This is a genomic window from Agromyces rhizosphaerae (genome assembly GCF_027925245.1).
Classification (GTDB): Bacteria; Actinomycetota; Actinomycetes; order Actinomycetales; family Microbacteriaceae; genus Agromyces; species Agromyces rhizosphaerae.
Window position 1 is genome coordinate 906587 of sequence record NZ_BSDP01000001.1, and the last position, 19029, is coordinate 925615.

16 protein-coding genes are annotated in these 19029 nt (G+C 72.1%); 7 read left to right on the plus strand and 9 right to left on the minus strand.

Annotation, left to right across the window (positions count from 1 at the left end):
- Positions 1–49: 49 nt before the first annotated feature.
- Both QMG39_RS04315 and QMG39_RS04320 read left to right on the plus strand, forming a co-directional pair.
- Complete coding sequence (locus QMG39_RS04315; RefSeq protein ID WP_281882635.1) at positions 50–2863, plus strand: MMPL family transporter; 2814 nt, start codon at positions 50–52, stop codon at positions 2861–2863.
- On the plus strand, positions 2860–4749 hold the full coding sequence (locus tag QMG39_RS04320) for a hypothetical protein (protein ID WP_281882636.1): 1890 nt from the start codon (positions 2860–2862) through the stop codon (positions 4747–4749). The genes QMG39_RS04315 and QMG39_RS04320 overlap by 4 nt, the downstream gene beginning before the upstream one ends.
- An 11-nt stretch (positions 4750–4760) precedes the next feature.
- Here the strand turns inward: QMG39_RS04320 and QMG39_RS04325 are convergent, their stop codons facing one another.
- Both QMG39_RS04325 and QMG39_RS04330 read right to left on the minus strand, forming a co-directional pair.
- Entirely contained in the window at positions 4761–5156 is a 396-nt protein-coding gene (locus QMG39_RS04325) for an ester cyclase (protein WP_281882637.1), read from the minus strand.
- Positions 5157–5217: 61 nt separating this feature from the next.
- Complete coding sequence (locus QMG39_RS04330; RefSeq protein ID WP_281882638.1) at positions 5218–5712, minus strand: bifunctional nuclease family protein; 495 nt, start codon at positions 5710–5712, stop codon at positions 5218–5220.
- A gap of 90 nt (positions 5713–5802) precedes the next feature.
- Between QMG39_RS04330 and QMG39_RS04335 the strand changes: the two genes are divergently transcribed.
- From QMG39_RS04335 to QMG39_RS04350, 4 genes are all read left to right on the plus strand, one after another.
- A complete protein-coding gene (locus tag QMG39_RS04335; RefSeq protein WP_281882639.1) occupies positions 5803–6417 on the plus strand; it encodes a 4'-phosphopantetheinyl transferase family protein in 615 nt (204 codons plus the stop codon).
- 61 nt (positions 6418–6478) lie between these two features.
- Positions 6479–7141 (plus strand): YdeI/OmpD-associated family protein, encoded by a 663-nt coding sequence (locus QMG39_RS04340; protein WP_281882640.1) that lies wholly within the window; start codon positions 6479–6481, stop codon positions 7139–7141.
- 9 nt (positions 7142–7150) lie between these two features.
- Entirely contained in the window at positions 7151–7432 is a 282-nt protein-coding gene (locus QMG39_RS04345) for a hypothetical protein (protein WP_281882641.1), read from the plus strand.
- Between the two features lie 35 nt (positions 7433–7467).
- On the plus strand, positions 7468–7848 hold the full coding sequence (locus tag QMG39_RS04350) for a TIGR03618 family F420-dependent PPOX class oxidoreductase (RefSeq protein ID WP_281882642.1): 381 nt from the start codon (positions 7468–7470) through the stop codon (positions 7846–7848).
- 78 nt (positions 7849–7926) lie between these two features.
- Here the strand turns inward: QMG39_RS04350 and QMG39_RS04355 are convergent, their stop codons facing one another.
- The 7 genes from QMG39_RS04355 to QMG39_RS04385 all read right to left on the minus strand — a co-directional run bounded on the left by QMG39_RS04355 (position 7927) and on the right by QMG39_RS04385 (position 16927).
- The gene (locus tag QMG39_RS04355; RefSeq protein WP_281882643.1) at positions 7927–9060 is read right to left on the minus strand and encodes a mandelate racemase/muconate lactonizing enzyme family protein; all 1134 of its coding nucleotides are present in this window, start codon (positions 9058–9060) and stop codon (positions 7927–7929) included.
- On the minus strand, positions 9057–10172 hold the full coding sequence (locus QMG39_RS04360) for a glycoside hydrolase family 117 protein (protein WP_281882644.1): 1116 nt from the start codon (positions 10170–10172) through the stop codon (positions 9057–9059). Before QMG39_RS04360 ends, QMG39_RS04355 begins: the two co-directional genes overlap by 4 nt.
- Before the next feature lie 127 nt (positions 10173–10299).
- Positions 10300–11379, minus strand: coding sequence for a LacI family DNA-binding transcriptional regulator (locus QMG39_RS04365; protein WP_281882645.1), 1080 nt, complete (start codon positions 11377–11379; stop codon positions 10300–10302).
- Between the two features lie 158 nt (positions 11380–11537).
- A complete protein-coding gene (locus tag QMG39_RS04370; RefSeq protein WP_281882646.1) occupies positions 11538–12629 on the minus strand; it encodes a Gfo/Idh/MocA family protein in 1092 nt (363 codons plus the stop codon).
- Positions 12608–13306 (minus strand): ThuA domain-containing protein, encoded by a 699-nt coding sequence (locus QMG39_RS04375; protein ID WP_281882647.1) that lies wholly within the window; start codon positions 13304–13306, stop codon positions 12608–12610. Before QMG39_RS04375 ends, QMG39_RS04370 begins: the two co-directional genes overlap by 22 nt.
- Positions 13303–14496, minus strand: coding sequence for a Gfo/Idh/MocA family protein (locus QMG39_RS04380; RefSeq protein ID WP_281882648.1), 1194 nt, complete (start codon positions 14494–14496; stop codon positions 13303–13305). Before QMG39_RS04380 ends, QMG39_RS04375 begins: the two co-directional genes overlap by 4 nt.
- Positions 14497–14551: 55 nt before the next feature.
- Positions 14552–16927, minus strand: coding sequence for a glycoside hydrolase family 2 protein (locus QMG39_RS04385; RefSeq protein WP_281882649.1), 2376 nt, complete (start codon positions 16925–16927; stop codon positions 14552–14554).
- 247 nt (positions 16928–17174) lie between these two features.
- Between QMG39_RS04385 and QMG39_RS04390 the strand changes: the two genes are divergently transcribed.
- Positions 17175–18986, plus strand: coding sequence for an arylsulfatase (locus QMG39_RS04390; protein ID WP_281882650.1), 1812 nt, complete (start codon positions 17175–17177; stop codon positions 18984–18986).
- Positions 18987–19029: the final 43 nt, after the last annotated feature.

Genomic DNA, 19029 nt, shown 5'->3' on the forward strand with positions numbered 1-19029 from the left:
CGCTCGGCTTCGAGGAATCCCCTGCACGTGACCGATTGGGGGCGGGTACGTGTCTGCAGCCCTCTTCGCGCTCGGCCGCTGGGCGTACCGCGCCCGCAGGCTGGTCGTCGTGGGCTGGGCGCTCGTGCTCGCCGCGCTGCTCGGCATCGCCTGGCTCGTCGGCGTCGGCACCGACAACACCTACGCGTTCCCCGGCACGCAGTCGCAGGACGCGCTCGACTCGCTCTCGCGCACGTTCCCGCAGTTCTCGGGCACCTCGGCGCAGCTCGTCGCGGTCGCGCCCGACGGCGGCAGCGTCACCGACCCCGCCTTCCAGCAGGCCGTCGAGGACGCGATCACCGCGATCGAGGCCATCCCGCAGGTCTCGGGCGCAACCGACCCGTACGGCGGCACCAGCACCGCGAACATCGCGACCGACGACTCCGCGGTGCTCGTGCCGATCCAGCTCTCGGTCGTCGCGACGGCGGTCGAGCCGTCGACCTCCGACGCCCTCCAGGCCGAGGGCACGACGCTGCAGCAGGCGCTGCCCGACGGATCGCAGGTCGCGGTCGGCGGCGCCCTGTACTCCCAGGTCGACCCGGGCATCGGCATCAGCGAGCTGACGAGCCTGCTCATCGCGCTGGTCGTGCTGCTGCTCACGTTCGGCTCGCTGGTCGCGGCCGGCATGCCGCTGGTCACCGCCATCACCGGGGTCGGCGTCGCGGTGGCGATCGTGCTCACGGGCACCCAGTGGGTCACCGTCACCTCGACCGCGCCGCTGCTCGCGGTCATGCTCGGGCTCGCGGTCGGCGTCGACTACGCGCTCTTCATCGTGAGCCGCCACCAGGACCAGCTGAAGCACGGAATGCCGCCCGAGGAGTCCGCCCCGCGCGCGGTCGCGACCGCGGGCTCGGCGGTCGCGTTCGCGGCCACGACGGTCATCATCGCCCTGCTCGGCCTCTCGGTCGCGCAGATCCCGTTCCTCACCGTCACGGGCGTCTCCGCGGGCCTCGCGGTGGCCTCGGCGGCGGCGGTCGCGCTCACCCTCACCCCCGCGCTGCTCGGCTTCGCCGGCTGGCGGGTGGTGCGGCGCCGCGACCGCCCCGGGGCAGCGGACGACGCGACCGGCGATGACGAGAGCGAAGCGGATGCCCCGGAGCAGGCCTCCCAAGACGACGAACCCCCGCCCGAGGCATCCGCCCCCCGCCCCGGCGGCTTCTTCGGCCACTGGGTGCGCGCCGTCACGAAGTGGCCGCCCGTGACGATCGTGCTGGTGACCGGGCTGCTCGCCCTCGCCGCGTTCCCCGCGCTCGGGCTGCGGCTCGCGCTGCCCGACTCCGGGTCGCTGCCCGAGGGCTCCCCCGGCCGCGTGACCTACGACCTCATCGCCGAGCACTTCGGCGCGGGCGCGAACGGGCCGCTCATCCTCACCGGCTCGGTCATCCAGTCGACCGACCCGGTCACGCTGGTGGACGACATCGCCGCCGAGGTGGCGGACGTGGCCGGCGTGGCATCCGTGCCCCTCGCCACCCCGAACGAGACCGGCGACACCGCGGTGATCCAGGTGATCCCGACCGGCGCGCCCGACTCGGCCGAGACCGAGCAGCTCGTGCAGCGGCTGCGCGGCCTGCACGACCACTTCGTCGAGCAGTACGCCGTCTCGCTCGCGGTCACGGGGTACACCGCGCTCGGCATCGACATCTCCGAGCGGCTCGGGGCCTCGATGCTGCCGTTCGGGCTGCTGGTCGTGGGACTCTCGCTCGTGCTGCTCGCGATGGTGTTCCGCTCGGTCGTGGTGCCCGTGACCGCCGCGCTCGGCTACGCGCTGTCGATCGGCGCCGCGTTCGGCCTGACGAGCCTCGTGTTCGTCGACGGCTTCCTCGCCGGGCCCCTGAACGTCGAGTCGGTCGGCTCGGTGACGAGCTTCATGCCGATCATCGTGATGGGCGTGCTGTTCGGCCTCGCGATGGACTACGAGGTGTTCCTCGTCAGCCGCATGCGCGAGGACTGGGTGCACCACCACGACCCCAGGCCCGCCGTCGAGCGCGGCTTCCATGCGTCGGCGCGCGTGGTCACGGCCGCGGCGATCATCATGACGAGCGTGTTCGGCGGGTTCATCCTGAACGGCGAGGCGTCGATGCAGCCGATCGCGTTCGGGCTCGCGGTGGGCGTCGCGATCGACGCCTTCATCGTGCGGATGACGCTGATCCCGGCCGTGCTCATGGCCTTCGGCCGGCACGCCTGGTGGCTGCCGGCGTGGCTCGACCGGGTGCTGCCCGCGTTCGACGTCGAGGGCGAGGGGCTCACGAAGGAGGACGCACTGGCCTCGTGGCCCGAGCCCGGCGACCGGCTGGCGATCGCGGCCGAGTGGTGCCGGCACGAGCGGATGCCTCTGGAGGCCGATGCGCTCGACATCCGCGTGCCCGCGGGCGACGTGCTCGTCGTCTCGGGCGGCACGCGAGCCTCCCGTACCGACCTGCTGCTGGCGCTCACCGGTCGGCTGGCGGTGACGGACGGGCGCTGCAAGGTGGCCGGGCTCGTGCTGCCGACGCGGGCCGCGTCGGTGCGCGGCCGCTCGGCAGTCGCCGACCTCGGCGGCGACGACCCGGTCGCCGCCCTGCTCGCCGCCCTCGACGGCGACCCCGGCCTCGTCGCGCTCGACCGCGCCGACGGGGTCGCCGACCCTGCCACGCGGGTCGAGCTCCGCGGCATCCTGGACGACGCGCGGCGCAGCGCCGCGGCACGCACGGGGCATCCGCTCACCCTCGTCGTCGCCGGCACCGCAGCGGCCGACGTCGCCGACCTGCTGCCCGCTGGAGCGGCCCGGGTCGCGCTCGAGCTGGCGGACGCGCCGCAGCTCGCCGAGTCGTGGGGGCGCTCGTGAGGCCGCCGTTCGACGCGACGCGGGGGGTCGAACGGCCCGCCTGGGTGACCGTCGTCGGCCTCCTGCTGCTGCCCGTGCTCGTCGCGGTGCTGCTCGCGTGGGCGCTCTCCGCGCCGGCGCAGCACCTCGACCGCATCACCGCGGCGATCGTGAACGACGACCAGCCGGTGACGATCAACGGGCAGACCGTGCCCCTCGGGCGCGAGTTCGCCGCGAATCTCATCGGCGGCGACGCGGGCCTGGGCGCACCCGACGATCCGGGGCCGGATGCCACGGCGACCCCCGCCCCCGCCGAGCCGAACTTCACGTGGGTGCTCACGAACGACGCCGATGCCCGCACCGGTCTCGAGGCGGGTACGTACGCGGCGGTCGTGACGATCCCGCCGTCGTTCTCGGCGAACGCCACCTCGATCTCGGGGCCGGCGGCCGACGCCGTGCCGGCGAGCCTCGACGTGACCACGACGCCCGCGACCGCCTACCTCGACCCCGCGCTCACCGCCGTGCTCGTGCAGCAGGCCGTCGCGACCCTGAACCAGCAGCTCACCGAGCGCTACCTGTCGAACGTGTACGACGGGTTCAACCAGATCAACGCCTCGATCGGGCAGGCAGCCGACGGTGCGGCGCAGCTGGCCGACGGCGCCGCGAGCCTGGCCTCGGGCACCGGCGAGCTCGCGGCCGGCGCCGAACAGCTCGCGGCCGGTCTCGACACGCTCGACGCGGGCGCCGAGTCGCTGGCCGCCGGGCTCGCGCAACTCGACGCGTCGGTGCAGCCGCTGCCGGGCGAGACGGCACAGCTCGCCGCCGGCTCCGCCCAGGTCGCGGCGGCGATCGACGCCGGCTCGGCCGCGCTCTCCGGCGCGACGGCCGAGTTCGCCACCGTCGTGGACGACCTCTGCGCGCTGCCCGGCCCGGGCGGGCTGTGCGACCGGGCCACCGCGGCGCTCGCGCGACTGCAGTCGGCGAACAGCGATGTCGCCGCGCTCGCGGCGGGCGCCGACCAGGTCGCGGCGGGCAACCAGCAGCTCGCGAACGGCATCCCCGGGCTCGTGGCCGGCGTCGACCAGTCGGCCGCGGGTGCGAACGAGGTCGCGGCGGGGGCAGGCGAGTCCGCGGCCGGCGGCGCCTCGGTCGCGGAGGGCGCCGAGTCCGCGGCATCCGGAGCCGCCGAGCTCGACAGCGGCGCGGCGCAGCTCGCCGACGGGCTCGCCGAGGCGGTCGACCAGATCCCGACCTACACCGACGACGACATCACGACGCTCTCCGCGGTGGTCGCGCAGCCGGTCACCGCCGAGCTCGACCTGCCCGCCGCGGGCTCCCAGTCGGTGCCGCTGTTCGCGGTCGTCGCGCTGTGGATCGGCGGCCTCGTGATCGCGCTCGCGGCCCGGGCGGTGCCGGCCGCGCGGCTGCTCGGGTCGGCGTCGTCGTTCCGGCTGATGCTCGCCGGCGCCTGGCCCGCGGCCGCGCTCGGCGCGGGTCAGGGGCTCGTGGTCGCGCTGGCGACAGCGGGCTTCCTCTCGGCCGGCCCGGCCTACTGGGTCGGCTTCGGCGCGGCGTGCGTCGGCATCGGCGCGGTCTTCGCGGTCGTGAACCACGGCCTCGCGGCCGCCTTCGACGGCGTGGGTCGCACGCTCGCGGCGCTGGTGGCCGTCGTCGCGCTCGTCGTCGGCACTTCGTCGACCGTGCCCGACGCGCTCGAGTCACTCGCCGCGTTCCTGCCGACCGGCCCGGCGAACGTGCTGCTGCTCGCCGCGATCGACGTCGGCTCCGGCTGGGGTGCGCTGGTCGCCCTGGGCGTGTGGTCGCTCGTCGGGCTCGGGCTCGCCTACGCCGGCGTCTCGCGGCGGCGCAGCGGCGACGCCGCGCTGGAGGCGGCGCGGGCCGGCTGAGCCGCGCCCGACTATGCGCCGAGCTGGGCGTCCATCGCGCCCGTGTCGACCACTTCCCAGATGTCGGTGAGGCGGTCGCCGTCGAAGCGGAAGAACATCGCGTGCGGCACCGACACCCGGTTGCCCGTGGCCGCGTGCCCGTTCCACTCGCCGAGGTGCGTGCCGGTGAGCGTCAGGTGCACCGCGATCTCGTCGCCGGCGTCGACGATGCGGTGCACGTCGAACCGCAGGTCGGGGAACCCGATGCGCCAGCGCGCGAGCAGAGCGTCGGTGCGCGGCACGTCGAGCTCCATCGTGCGGCCGCCGACGTGCACCCGGTAGTCGCCCAGCCAGTCGGCGGTGGGCCCGAAGTCCCCACGGTTCCAGCCGTCGTCGAACAGGGAACGGACCACGTCTTCGCGCTGCATCCCCCGATGCTACCCAGCAGCGGATGCGGGCAGCCGGGCCTGTCCTCAGCCCACGAAGTGCTCAGCCCTCGAAGTCCTCCGGGTCGACCGTGTCGAGGAACTTCCGGAACTCGTCGAGCTTCTCCTCGTCGCGCGCGAGGTCGACCATGTCGGCCGGCACGCCGGCCTCGTCGAGCACCTCCTCGGCGACGAGGATCCGCGCGTCGGCGCGCACCGCGAGGGCGATCGCGTCCGACGGCCGCGAGTCGAGCACCTGCGTGCCCGAGGGCGTCGTGAGCGTGAGCTCGGCGTAGAACGTGCCGGAGTCGAGCCGGGTCACCTCGACGCGCTCAAGCGACGCGTCGAGCGCCCCGAACAGCGTGGTGATCAGGTCGTGCGAGAGCGGCCGCGGCGCCCTGGCGCCCTCGACCGCGATCACGATCGATGTGGCCTCCTGCGAGCCGATCCAGATCGGCAGCACGCGCCCCTCCCCCGCCTCGCCCTCGAGCGGCTCGAGCAGCACGATGTGCTGGCCCGACGCGTCGAGCGCGACGCCGAGCACCCGGACCCGGATCATGGCACCTCCCGGATTGCGGCGGGCGTGACCCCTCCATCGTCCCACGTTCGGCGCTTGACGTCCCGGCCCCGGGCGACGCAGACTCGCCCCATGCCGGAGCTGGTGGTCGTGAGCGAATCGGATGCCTCCGGCGACCGCGACGGCACGGGCGACGCCGGCCCCCGCATCCTCGCCCGCCTCGGGGCATCCGATCGCCGACGGCTCGACACCGCCACCGCCGCGCAGCGCACGCGATTCCTCACCGGGCGCCGTGCCGCGCTGGCCGCGGTCTCCCGGCTCACGGTCATGCCCGCCGACGCGTTCACGATCGACGCGGTCTGCCCGCGCTGCGGCGGGACGCACGGTCGCCCCGCGATCAGCGGGCCCGGCCGGCCCGTGCACGTCTCGATCGCCCACGCCGGCGGCCGTGCCTTCGCGGCGGCCGCCCGCTCCCCGGTCGGCATAGACGCGGAGCCGCTCGATGCACCGGCGGAGCGACTCGACGTCGCTCGCGCGATCACCGGCGGCGGCCGCGGCGACCCGCTCGCACGCTGGACCCGCGTCGAGGCGGTGCGGAAGGCCGACGGCCGCGCGCTCCCGGTCGATCCGGCCGAGGTCCACCTGGCCCTGCACCGCGCCCGCATCGACAGCACCGACACGCGCTATCGCGTCCACTCGCTGCGCCGGGACGGCTGCGTGGTCGCCACGGCGCTCGCGCTGCCGTGATCGCGGCGGCCCCGCGGCATCCGCGACTGCACCTGTCGGCGGCAGGTGCGAGACTCGACGCATGACCGCCCAGATCGGCACCCCCGGCGGCACGCCCGAACGGCCGGCGCTGTTCTTCTCGGGGCCGGAGGAGTTCCGCGCCTGGCTCGAGGCGCACCACGAGACCGAGACCGAGCTCTGGATGGGGCTGTACAAGACGCACGTCCCCGACCGCGGCCTGACGTGGGAGGAGGCCGTGCCCGAGGCGCTGTGCTTCGGCTGGATCGACTCGGTCGGCCAGCGCATCGACGAGGACGCCCGGCGCCAGCGCTGGACCCCGCGCAAGCGCACGAGCGTCTGGTCGGCCGTCAACATCGCGCTCGTCGAGCGGCTGACGGCGGAGGGGCGGATGCGACCTGCCGGCACCGCCGCGTTCGAGGGCCGACGCGCCGACCAGGCCACCGGGTACTCGTCGGAGACCCGGCTCACGGAACTGCCGCCCGAGTACGCCGAGCGCCTCGCCGCATCCGCTCCCGCCACCGCCTTCTGGAACGAGGCGACGCCCTCGTACCGCAAGACCGTGACGAACTGGATCCTCACCGCGAAGCAGCAGTCGACCCGCGACCGGCGGCTCCAGCAGCTCATCGACGACAGCGCGGCGGGACGCATCGTGCCGTTCCAGCGCTACGGCGACCAGCCGAGATGGGTCGAACGCGCTGCTGCGGCGGCGCGGGCGGAGTCGTAGAGTGACCCCATGGGGGAAGACACGCTGAACGGTGTGGCCCGTCCGCACCTGAACGACTTCGGACAGAACTCCGGCTGGGCGGTCACCGTCACGGCCGGCGACGGCAAGGTGCACGACATCGTCGTGGTGCACGCCAAGGACATCGGCGACGACGGTGAGGAGGCGGCCATCCGACATCGCCTCTCGGGCAGCTACGACCTGTCGGATGCGGAGCTGACGCGCACGTCCGAGGTCACCGACGACGGCTTCCGCGCCGGCCTCATCCGCATCTCGGGCCTGCGCGCGACCTGACCCTGCGCGCGACCTGACGCGGTACCGTGGGCCGGGTGATCACCGACGCGGCCCACGAGTTCCTCGCCGAACGCCACCTCGCCACCCTGTCGACGCTCGGCCGCGACGGACGCATCCACGCGGTGCCCGTCGGCATCACCTACCTCGACGGCATCGTGCGCGTGATCGGCAGCCGCGGCTCGCAGAAATTCGTGAACGCCGAGCGCAGCGGCCGCGCGACCGTCGCGTCGGTCGACGGCGGGCGCTGGATCGGCTTCGAGGGGCCCACGCGCATCCTCACCGACCCCGAGTCGGTCGCCCTCGCCGTCGAGCTCTACGCCGCCCGGTACCGGGAGCCGCGTCCCAACCCCGAGCGCGTCGTGCTCGAGCTGACGGTGGAGCGCGTGCTCGGCTCGGCCGGCATGCGCGCGGACTGAACCGGCCGTTCCTGCGCCCGGACCTCGACCTGCACGACGGCGACGAGCTAGCCGAACAGCGCCTGAGCCGGCTGCACGTCAGGCGGCGCTGAGCCGCTCCAGGCCGAGGAAGTCGAGCTCCACGCCGTGACCGGGGCGCTCCGGAGCGACCACGAGACCGTCCCGAACGGCCATCGGCTCGGCGATGTAGTCGTCGAGTCCGAATCCGTGCGCCTCCATGTACGTGCGGCTCGGGGTCGCGGCGAGCGCGTGCACGGTCAGGTCGTGCACGCCGTGGGACGTGAGGCGCAGGTTGTGCGCCTCGGCGAGGGCGGCGACCTTCCGGAAGGTGGTGAAGCCCCCGATGTTGCTGACGTCTGGCTCGGGCAGGGTCAGCGCCCCCGCGTCGATGGCACCGGCGAAGTCGTAGATGGTGTGCAGGTTCTCACCCGCAGCGATGGGATGCCCGCCGTGCGCCACGATTCGGGCGTTGCCGACGAGGTCGTCGGGAATCGTCGGTTCCTCGATCCATGCGAGGTCGAACGGCGCGAACGCTCGAGCGGCCCGGAGCGCCTCGTCGACGGACCACTTCATGTTGGCGTCCACCATGAGCGGGAAGCCGTCGCCCAGGTGCTCGCGCATCGCACCGACCCGGGTCACATCTTCTCGGAGATCGGCGCGTCCGACCTTCATCTTGATCGCGCGGAACCCGTCGGCGACGAAGCCGTCCGCCTGTTCGAGCAGGGCCTCGAGCGGGAGCTCCAGGTCGATGCCCCCGGCGTACACCGGAACGACCGGATCGTAGCCTCCGAAGAGCCGCCAGAGCGGAAGGCCCGCGCGGACTCCGGCGAGATCCCACAGCGCGATGTCCACCGCCGACATCGCCGACGTCTGATGCCCGCCCCGACCGGCGTAGTGCAGGCGCCACCACATGTCCTGCCAGCGCTGCTCGATGCGCGCGGGGTCCGCACCGACGAGGCATCCGGCCAGATCCCGCTCGACCATCGTCGCGACTGCCGCACCACCGTGGTTGACGGTGTAGGTGTAGCCGAGGCCGACGGCCCCGTCGGAGTCCTCGACCCGCACGGTGACGAGCTCGAAGTCCATCATGACGCCATGCGTGCTGTCGGTCAGATGGCGCTTGAGCGGCACCCGATAGAGGTCGGTGGCAACGCGCTCGATGGTGGTCATGCCGGTCGTCTGCTTTCTCGTGGGGAGTTCGGTGCTCGTCATGACGCGGCTCCGAGCGGCGCGCCGCCGCCGTCGAGAGCCGCGGTCTCGGGGCTGATCGCCCGCTCGTACAACTGCTTCATGCGCTCGTCGACGCGGAAGCCGCGGAGGTGCCCCCACGGCCCGGTGACGTCGTGGCACAGCCCCCAGCGCAGGCCGTCCAGCGGCGCGCTCGTCGGCTCGTCACCACGGAACGGCCCGGCGGCGACCGGCGGGTCGGGAACGTATGAGCGGATCTCGAAGTTCACGCCGTCCTCGGCGAACTGGATGGTGTTCCGCTCCGGACCGTCTGTCGTGAGCAGGGCGGCGACGCCGCCGTCGTGCAGCCAGAGGCAGGTCTCGTGCCCGCTGTTGGTGATCGGGTTCAGCGGCGACTTCTCGTACGGCCCTTCCACCCGGTCCGCGATCGCGACGCCCCACCTGGTGGAGCGACCGCCCGAGGTGTACCGCTCCCCCATCTGCTCTCCCTTGTAGTAGAGGAAGAAGCGCCCGTCGAACGGGAGCAGCAGTGGGTCGTGCACCTTGAGACTGTCGAACGAGCCCTGCGAACGCACGGCGAGCCGGTTGTCGTCATCACCGACCCACTCGCCGTCGGCAGCCGGGACGATGAGCGGCGCATCCGACTTGACCCATGGACCGCTGGGGTCGTCCGCGCTCGCCATCGCGATCGACTCGAGACTGCGGAGGCGGTACGGCGAGCGCACCACCTGGTAGACGAGGTGGTACCGGCCGTCGTGCACGAGGATCTCGGGCGTGAAGACGCTCCGGTCGTCGTACGCCCCGTCGTCGCCGACACCGACCGCGCGGTCGCGCTCGACCCAGTGCAGCCCGTCGTCGCTCGTGGCGTGCCACACCTCCGACCAGTCCCACGGGAAGACCTTCGCGCGAGGGTCGTCGGTGCCGAACCCGACGGCGTCGCCCACCGACTTCGTGTACCAGACGTGAAACACCCCGTCGATGCGCAGCACACTGGTCGGATCGCGCCGGTGCACGCCCTCCTCGGGCTCCAGGCCGGTCAGGGCGTAGCCGGCGAAGTTCGCGAACCACTCGGGCGAGCGCGGGTACGCAGCAGCCCGACGAGTGGCGGCGCTCTCGCGCGAGGGGCCGGGTGTCATCGAGCTGGTCCTTCCGTGCATCATCGCAGTCGGCCGGAACTTCTGTAGAGAACCGGTTTACCAAAGTGTAGACAGCAGGATGCCGCGCACGCAAGCCGACCCGGATCGACCGGGCGCGGGTTCGGTGTCAGGCGTCTGCGGACGCACGCGCGCGCGCGACGGACGCCCGCTCCACGATGTGATAGCCGCCGTCGATGCGCCGACCCACCGGCTTCCGGGTCTCGATCTGCTCGACCAGGGCGTCCACGGCGGCGGCGCCGAGCGCGTCGAGCGGCATCGCCACGGTGGTCAGCGGCGGATCGAGATAATCGGCGACCGCCAGGTCGTCGTAGCCGATCACGGAGAGGTCGCCGGGCACCGATCGCCCCCGGTCGCGCGCGGCTTTCAACGCTCCGACGGCCTGGCCGAAGTTCGAGACGTAGACCGCCGTCAGTTCGGGCCGGTGCTCGAGCAGCCGCAGCGTGGCCTCGTATCCGCCCCGCTCCGTGAACTCGCCCGACTCGGTGGCCGACGCGTCGAGCCCGAAGTCGCTCATCTGCCGTGCGAACCCCGCGGTGTGCGCTCGCGCCGGCGCAAGCTCGATCGGACCGCTGGTATGCCCGATGCGACGATGGCCCCGGTCGCGGAGGAACTGCACGGCGAGCGCCGTGGCACCTTCCAGATCGAGGCCGATGTTGCGCGCGGATCCGTCCACCTCGCGGTTGACGAAGACGTGGGCGATGGAGTCGGGCTCCTGCTGCAGGCGCTCGACGAGCGGGTCACCTGGCCGCGCGGACGCCACCAGGAGCCCGTCGACGCGACCGGATGTCACGAGGTCGGCGTACTCGTCCGCGCCCGCCGGATCCGACGGCGTGTCCTCCGCGAAGAGCATGACGTAGCCGTGCTCGCGCGCCCGTCGGAACGCCCCGCGCGTGATCGCCGCGTACACGCTGTTCCGCAGGTCGGGGATGATCAGCGCGAACGCACCGGTGCGCGAGACCGAGAGCGCCCGGGCGCCCGCGTGCGGTCGGTAGCCCAGCTCCGCGGCCACGCCGAGCACGCGCTCGCGTGTCTCCGGACGGATGCGGAGGGTGTCGTCGCCGTTGATGATGCGCGACACGACGGACTTGGTCACCCCGCTGCGCTCGGCGACGTCGATCAGGCGCGCCCGGCCCCGCAGCCCCGTGGCTGCCGTCGTGCCCCCGCCACCGTCGCTCTCGAGTCCCATGTCGCACTCACCCGTCCGATTCGTCCGTCCGGCACTCCACGCGCCACGCACCATGCGTCGTTCGTGCCTACCACAACGCGCGGATCCTGCACCGCCGGCCGCGCGGCCAGTCTATGGCAAACCGGTTCACCACTGCGGTCACGGGCGACCGGCGCCGCTCAGCCCTCGCGCCAGTCGCGCAACGCCGTGAGCGGCACGCGTGCCGGCGGCTCGACCGTCGTGGAGAGCACCTCGCGCGTGCCGTGCGCGGCCGCCCGGTGCAGCGCCTCCATCACCTCGAGGACATGCAGCCCCATCGCACCGCTCGCCCGGTCGTGTCCGGCGACGAAGTCGAGCAGGCCGATCCCCCGGCCCGCGTCGACGTATCCCGCCGATGGCGGCAGCACGGTCCACGTCTCGTCGCCGGTTCGACGCATCGAGACCTCTCCCCCGTGCGTGTTCGGGTCCGGCACGACCAGGGCGCCGTTCGTCCCGTAGACCTCGAGGGGCCGTGCAGAACTCGCCACTGCGTCGAAGCTCATCGTCACGCTCGAGATCGCCCCGTCCGCGTGCTCGAGCACGCCCACGACGTGGGTGTCGACGTCGACCGGCACGGTGTCTCCCGCGCGCGGTCCGGTGGCGATCGTCCGCTCGGCGTGGGCGCGCGAGGCGGCCCCCGACACGGCGACCACCGGGCCGAGGAGCTGCACGAGGCTCGTGAGGTAGTACGGTCCCATGTCGAGCAGCGGCCCGCCGCCCTCGCGGTAGTAGAAGTCGGGGGCGGGGTGCCAGTGTTCATGCCCCGGCGACACCCAGGTCGCGGTCGCCCCGACGGGGCGACCGATCCGACCGTCGTCGACCGCCGCGCGTGCGGTCTGCACCCCTGTGCCGAGCACGGTGTCGGGCGCGCAGCCGAGTCGGACGCCCGCGGCCTGTGCCGCTTCGACGACCCGCTCGGCGTCGGCGAAGGTGGCCGCGAGCGGCTTCTCGCCGAACACGTCCGTGCCGTGGGAGATGGCAGCGAGCGCCACCTCGGCGTGCGCGGCGGGAACGGTCAGGTTCAGCACGGTTCCGATGCTCGGGTCGGCGACGAGGGCTGCGGTCGACATCGGCCGGCACCCGTCGATCGCCGAAGCTGCGGAGCGGGCGCGCGACTCGTCGAGGTCTGCGACCGCCGCGATGCGCAGCGCCGGATGGCCGGCGAGCGTCTCGAGGTAGGCGCCTGAGATGACGCCCAGTCCGACGATTCCTACCTGGTGCGGGCCGCCCACAGCATTCCCCTCTCGATGATTGTGCGCACGCTGACGTCCGCGAGGATGTCCGGGCTGTGCCCGGGCGTCGCGACGAAGATCCGTCCCGATCCCCAGCGGCGGGTCCACACCGCCGGGGACGTGAGCGGACGATGCCACGGGTGATGCGGACGGGTCGGATGCGTCGTGGTGGCGAGCACGTCGATGAGGTCGTCGTGCAGCACCCAGTACTGCTCCGTGTGCAGCGTGAAGTCCTCGATGCCTCGCGTGATCTCGTGCTCGCGACCGAGATCCGTCATCTCGATCCGATGGTCGAGGTAGTTGTCCGTCTCGTCACCGCGCGTCTCATCCGGATGCTTCGACGGATGCGTGGCGAACTGGCCGCCGACCAACTGGAGGTAGTCCGCACTCGCCCGATACGAGTCCGCGATTCCGCCGTGCCATCCGGCGAGGCCGGTTCCGGCCTCCACTGCGGTTCGCAGCCCGCGAAGGGCATCATCGCCGATCTCCGACATCGTCACGGACTGCACGATGAGATCGACGTCGACCATCCGCTCTGCGTCGGCGTAGACCTCGGGATCCTCCTCGATCGTCACGTCGAACCCCTCGTCTCTCAGGAACGGCAGGAACAGTCCGGTCGCAGCGGCGGGACGATGGCCCTGCCATCCGCCGCGGACCACGAGGGCGTTCCGGGTCATGCATCTCTCCTCTGCTCGGTGCGCCGGCGCACCGTCCTCATCACCGCGTCGTTCGCCGCGCTCTGCTCGACGGCCGCGAGCACGCGCTGCAGGTCGGCAGCCTCCCCGAACGTCGGGGCGCCTGCATCCGTCGCGCCCACGGTCGCCCAGACGAAGTCGACGACCTGGTGGACGAACAGGTGCTCGTAGCCCAGCCCGTGGCCGGCCGGCCACCACGCCCCCGCGTAGGGGTGCTCGGACTCGGTGGCCTGAATCCGGCGGAAGCCCTGCCGGCCGGCCGCGTCGGCGGCATCGTAGTATTCGAGTTCGTTCATCCGCTCGAAGTCGAACGCGATCGAACCGGCCGAGCCGTTGATCTCGATGCGGTTCGCGTTGCGCCGCCCGGTCGCCATGCGGGTCGCCTCGAACACGCCGAGGGCGCCTCCCTCGAATCGGGCGGTGAACGCCACCGCGTCGTCCACGGTCACGGGCAGCCGAGCGCCGCGCGCGCCGGTGCCGCCCAGGCCGTTCGCGCGAGCCATCGGCGGCCGGTCGGGCACGAACGTGCGGACCGTCGCCGAGACCTCGGCGATCCGGTCGCCGGTCAGCCACTGCGCCGTGTCGATCGAGTGGGCGCCGATGTCGCCGAGCGCACCCGAGCCGGCGCGATCCCGGTCGAGTCGCCAGGTGTGCGGCGCGTCCGGATCGCTCAGCCAGTCCTGCAGGTACTGCGCGCGCACGTGGCGGATCGCCCCGATCCACCCGTCGGTGATCATGCTCCGTGCCAGGGCCAGCGCGGGCGTGCGGCGGTAGCTGAAGCCGCACATCGCCACGCCGGTCGCGGCTGCCGCCGCGTCGGCCATCCGATCGGCGTCCTCGACCGAGTTCGCGAGGGGCTTCTCGCAGAGCACGTGCTTGCCTGCGGCGAGCGCCGCCAGCGCGATCTCGGCGTGGGTGTCGCCCGGCGTGCAGACGTCGACCACGTCGATGTCCTCCCGCTCGACGACCTCGCGCCAGTCGTCGGAGTACTCGGGCCATCCGAGCGCCGAGGCGTCCGCCGCGCCGTCCCGCCGGCGGCCGACGAGCACGGCCGGCTCCACCCGACGCGGGAGACGGAAGAACCGCGGCGCGGTCCGCCATGCCTGGGTGTGCATGCGCCCCATGAACCCGCCGCCGATGACGGCGACCCGCAGGCGTTCGTTCGAGGTCATCGTCGGTCCGTTCGACTCGAGTCCACTCATCATGTCGCGCCCGGCCCGGAGCCGCTCACGCGGGGTCCTTCTCGACCCACATGTCGGGCCAGTACCGGTAGATGCTGTGCCCGTGCTCGCGCGATCGTTCATCCGCCTCGGCCTTGAACGCCAGGCTCCGTGCCTTCGCGGTCTCCTGGTCGTCGACCAGCAGCACGTAGGCGTTCTCCGCCACGCCGGCTCCAGTGGCATCCGTCAGTCGAAGCTCGACCCCGAAGGTCCCCTCGGCGTCGCCGGGGACGTCCCAGCGCACCGGGCAGACTTCGATCGAGCTGTCCTCCTCCACCTCGACCGCGGACGTTCCGGAGGCGACGACCGCGCCGCCGGCGCCGCTGACGCTCCAGTCGAGCGTCAGCGTCCCGAGGGCGCGTTGGTAGTCGTTCACCACCCACGCCGAGCCCTCGAACGTCGTGCCGGGCGCCCACCGCCGCCGATCGAAGGCGAGGCTCGGCAGGAGAGGCTGGTAGGTGCGTCGCAGCCAGTCGAACGAGGCCTTCCTCCTGCCGTAGTAGTCGATGACGCCCCACTTGATGTCGGGCACGTGGGTCATGAAGTGACAGAGCGAGACGCCGCTCATCCTCGGCTTCCGCCGACGGTACGTCTCGAGCGCGAACTGGATGACGGTGCCCTGCGCGACCTGCGTCGCCTCGACGAACTCGTCCAGGCTCCCGTCGCGGAAGTCGCCGAACACCTCGAGGTTGATCGCCTTGAGGATGTCGATGTCGGCGAAGTGATACGCCCAACTCGGCCCCATCGGCCAGAGCTCGTCCTCGGGGATGAACCGGCGGAGGCTCTCGACGTCGGGTGCGGATGCAGCGGTCAGTTCCGGGATGATCGCGCACTCGAGCGCCGGGTAGTACTCCTCCATGTACTCGGCGCCGCCCTGGTAGTAGTGCTCGTTGGCGTGCATGCTCTCGTTGGGCTTGAAGCCGAGCCGCTGCCCGGCCTCGGAGCTCAGCGGCGAAGCGAGCCCGTACGGCACATCCGTGCGATCGGCCACCGCGGCGCCGATCGCCTGCATCAGTGCGAGGTTCCCGCTGCGTTCGTGGGCTCCCGAGAAGAACACCTCCTCGCCTCCCATCCAGAAGATCTGCGACGGGTGGTTGCGACGCGCGTCCACGACGGCGACGCACTCGTCCACCACGGCTGCGACGAACTCCGGGTCGTCCGGGTACGCCTGCGTGGCGAGGCTGAAGTTGGTCCAGACGGTGATGCCGGCTTCGTCGCACAGCCGGTAGAACTCGGGGGCCTCGGGCGGATGCCACCCGAAGATGCGCAGGTTGTTGATGTTCGCCTCGCGCACGAGCGCCACCCGGTCCTCGTACTTCTGCGGCGAGTTGCGGCCGTACAGGAACGAGGGCTGGCCGCCCCAGCACGCGGAGCGGAGGAAGTGGCGTCGCCCGTTGATGACGAACGTCCACGGGTGTTCGACCTGGTCCGCGGTGAAGCCCGGGTTGTGCTGCATCTCGATCTCGCGCAGCCCGATCCGCTCCGTTCGCGCATCGAGGAGTTCGTTCGCGTCGCGCACCTCGACCACGAGGTCGTACAGGTGCTGCTCACCCATGTCCCACGGCCACCAGAGTCGGGCATCCTCGACGTCGATGTGCACGGTCGCGGAGGTGCGCCCGGGTGGCGCGACGACCACGTCCTCGGTGCCGATCGTGTCGACGTCGACGTTCCATCCGCGCAGGAGCGTCGACAGCGCGACCTCCCGTTCGGAGTCGCCGTGGTTGACGAGCTCGGCGGTCATGCGCACGGATGCGCGGTCGTCGCCGTGCACGCTGACATCGGTTCGGATCGAGTCGACCCGCACCGGCCCGGTCGCCTCGAGGCGCACCGGACGCCAGATGCCGAACGGCACCAGGCCCGAGAAGTAGTCGCCGGAGAAATTGACCTTCCTGCCGCCGCAATTGCGGTAGTTCTTCGGCGGGGGGTCGAGCTTGACCATGAGCATGTTCGCACCGTCGCGCCAGTCCTCCCAGCTCACGACGTCGGTCACGTCGAACTCGAACGACGAGAACATCCCCTCGTGTCGACCGAGGAAGGTGCCGTTCAGCCAGACGTCGCAGCTGTAGTCCACGCCGTCGAAGACCAGCCGGATGACGCGACCGCGCATCGACGGGTCCACCGCGAAGCGCCTGCTGTACCACCACTCGTACTCGGCCGCCCACTTGGCCCGGTGCATGCCGCGACCGACGTACGGATCGTCGATCTCGTTGGCGCGGTGCAGGTCGGTGTACACGTCACCGGGAACGGACGCGAAGTTCCAGCTGAAGTGCGTGCCCTGGTATTCGGCGGGGAGCAGGTGCAACCCCTCCTCGGTGCCGCGACCCGGGCGCATTCGCTCCATCTGCCATCGGTGGCCGCTCAGGTCCTGCTCGATACGTCCCACTGCTGCTCCTTCGCCGCGCATGCTGGCCGAGTGCGTCCGAATCTGCGGACTCGCGACCAAGGATACCGGTTTTTCACTGCACAGTGCGCAGTCGGACCGTGGTGGTCGCGGACGCGGGCGAGTTCTGGCTCTCCCGTTGCCTCAAGCCGAGAACCGGTTTACCATCGCGGCGAGCTCAGTCGTCGATCGGAAGGTCGACGGCGAGATCGCACCGCTGGCCCCGGCGGAGCACCAGAGGAGGATCCGCATGACCGCACAGCCCCCGAACGTGCTCCTGATCGTCACCGACGACCAGGGGTACGGTGACTTCGGATGCACCGGGAACCCGTGGCTGCGCACGCCGGCGCTCGACGCGCTCGCCGCCGATTCGGTACGGCTCGATGCCTTCCACACCGATCCGATGTGCGCACCCAGCCGGGCCGCGCTGCTGAGCGGGTGCCACTCCGCACGCGCCGGAGTGTGGAGCACGCTGTCGGGACGCTACTTCCTCAACCGCGACCTGCCGACGATCGCAGACCGCTTCCGCGCGTCGGGCTACCGCACCGGCATGTTCGGCAAGTGGCACCTGGGCGACGGGAAGCACTATTTGCCCCAGGATCGGGGTTTCGACGAGGCCCTGTACCACGGAGGCGGAGTCATCGGCGAGATGCCCGATCACTGGGACAACGACTACTTCGACGCGGTGTTCCACCGCAACGGGCGGCCGGAGCGGTTCGCGGACACGTACTGCACGGACGTCTGGTTCGGCGAGGCGACCGACTTCATCGAGCGATCCGTCGACGCCGACGTCCCGTTCTTCTGCTATCTCCCGGTCAACGCACCGCACGTGCCGCTCGACGTGCATCCGCGCTACGCGGAGCCGTACCTCCGTCAGGGCGTGCCCGACGACCGGGCGCGCTTCTTCGGCATGATCGCCAACATCGACGAGAACGTCGGACGCCTCCGGGCTCGTCTCGCCGAGCTGGGGATCTCCGACGACACGATCATCGTCTACCTCGGCGACAATGGCACGGACGGCGGCGCCGAGGTCGACGCCGAAGGCGCGCTCACCGACGGTTGGAATGCGGGACAACGCGGCAAGAAGTGCTGGCCGACGGATGGCGGGCACCGCAACCTGTGTCTGCTGCACTGGCCCCGCGGCGGATGGAGCGGCGGGCGGGACGTCACCACGCTGACCGCCCACTACGACCTCCTCCCGACGCTCGCTGCTCGCTGCGGGCTGGCGCACCCCGACGGCGCCGCACCCACTGACGGACGCGACCTCTCCGGCATCCTCACCGGCGCCGCCGACGACGCGCTCGACGGGCGTGCGCTCGTCGTGCACAACCAGCAGCGCGACAACCCGACGAAGTACAAGGACTTCGCGGTGCTCACTCGCGACTGGCGACTCGTGCAGACCACCGAGTGGGGCCCGGGGAGACGGGAGCTCCACGCCGCCCGCGACACGGGCCAGGTGCACGACCTCGCGGCGGAGCATCCGTCGGTCGTGACCGAGCTGATGCGCGTCTACGACCGGTGGTGGGACGACCTGGGCGACGCGTTCGAGCAGGTCTGGCCGTTCTACGCCGCGGACGACGGCGAGGAGCTCACCCTGACGGCGCACGCGTGGCACGGCACGACCGAGCGGCCGGGCATCTACGACCAGAACCACTGCCGGACGGGCGAGGTCGCGAACGGCTACTGGCTGGTCGACGTGCGCGATCCGGGGCGATACCGGCTGGAGCTGCGGCGCTGGCCGCGGGAGGTCGACCGACCGATCACCGCCGGGCTGCCCGCACGGGTCGGCGTCCCGCACGTCGCGGACCGGCCGGAGGGCGTCGCCCTCACGATCCGAACGGCGCGAATCTCCGTGACTCCGGACTCCGCGAACACCGGCCTCCCGCGACTCGATGTCGAGACGTCGGTCGACGCGTCCGCGACCGCCGTGACCCACGAGTGGGACCTGCCGGCGGGCCGCTACCGGGTGCAGACCTGGCTCACCGACGACGCCGGCGTGGAGCGCGGTGCGTACTACGCGTACCTGACGCACACGGGAGTCCGGGCGGCGCAGGAGCGGTGAGCGGATGCGGGCGGGCCACCGCCGCCCGCATCCGCCACGGCGT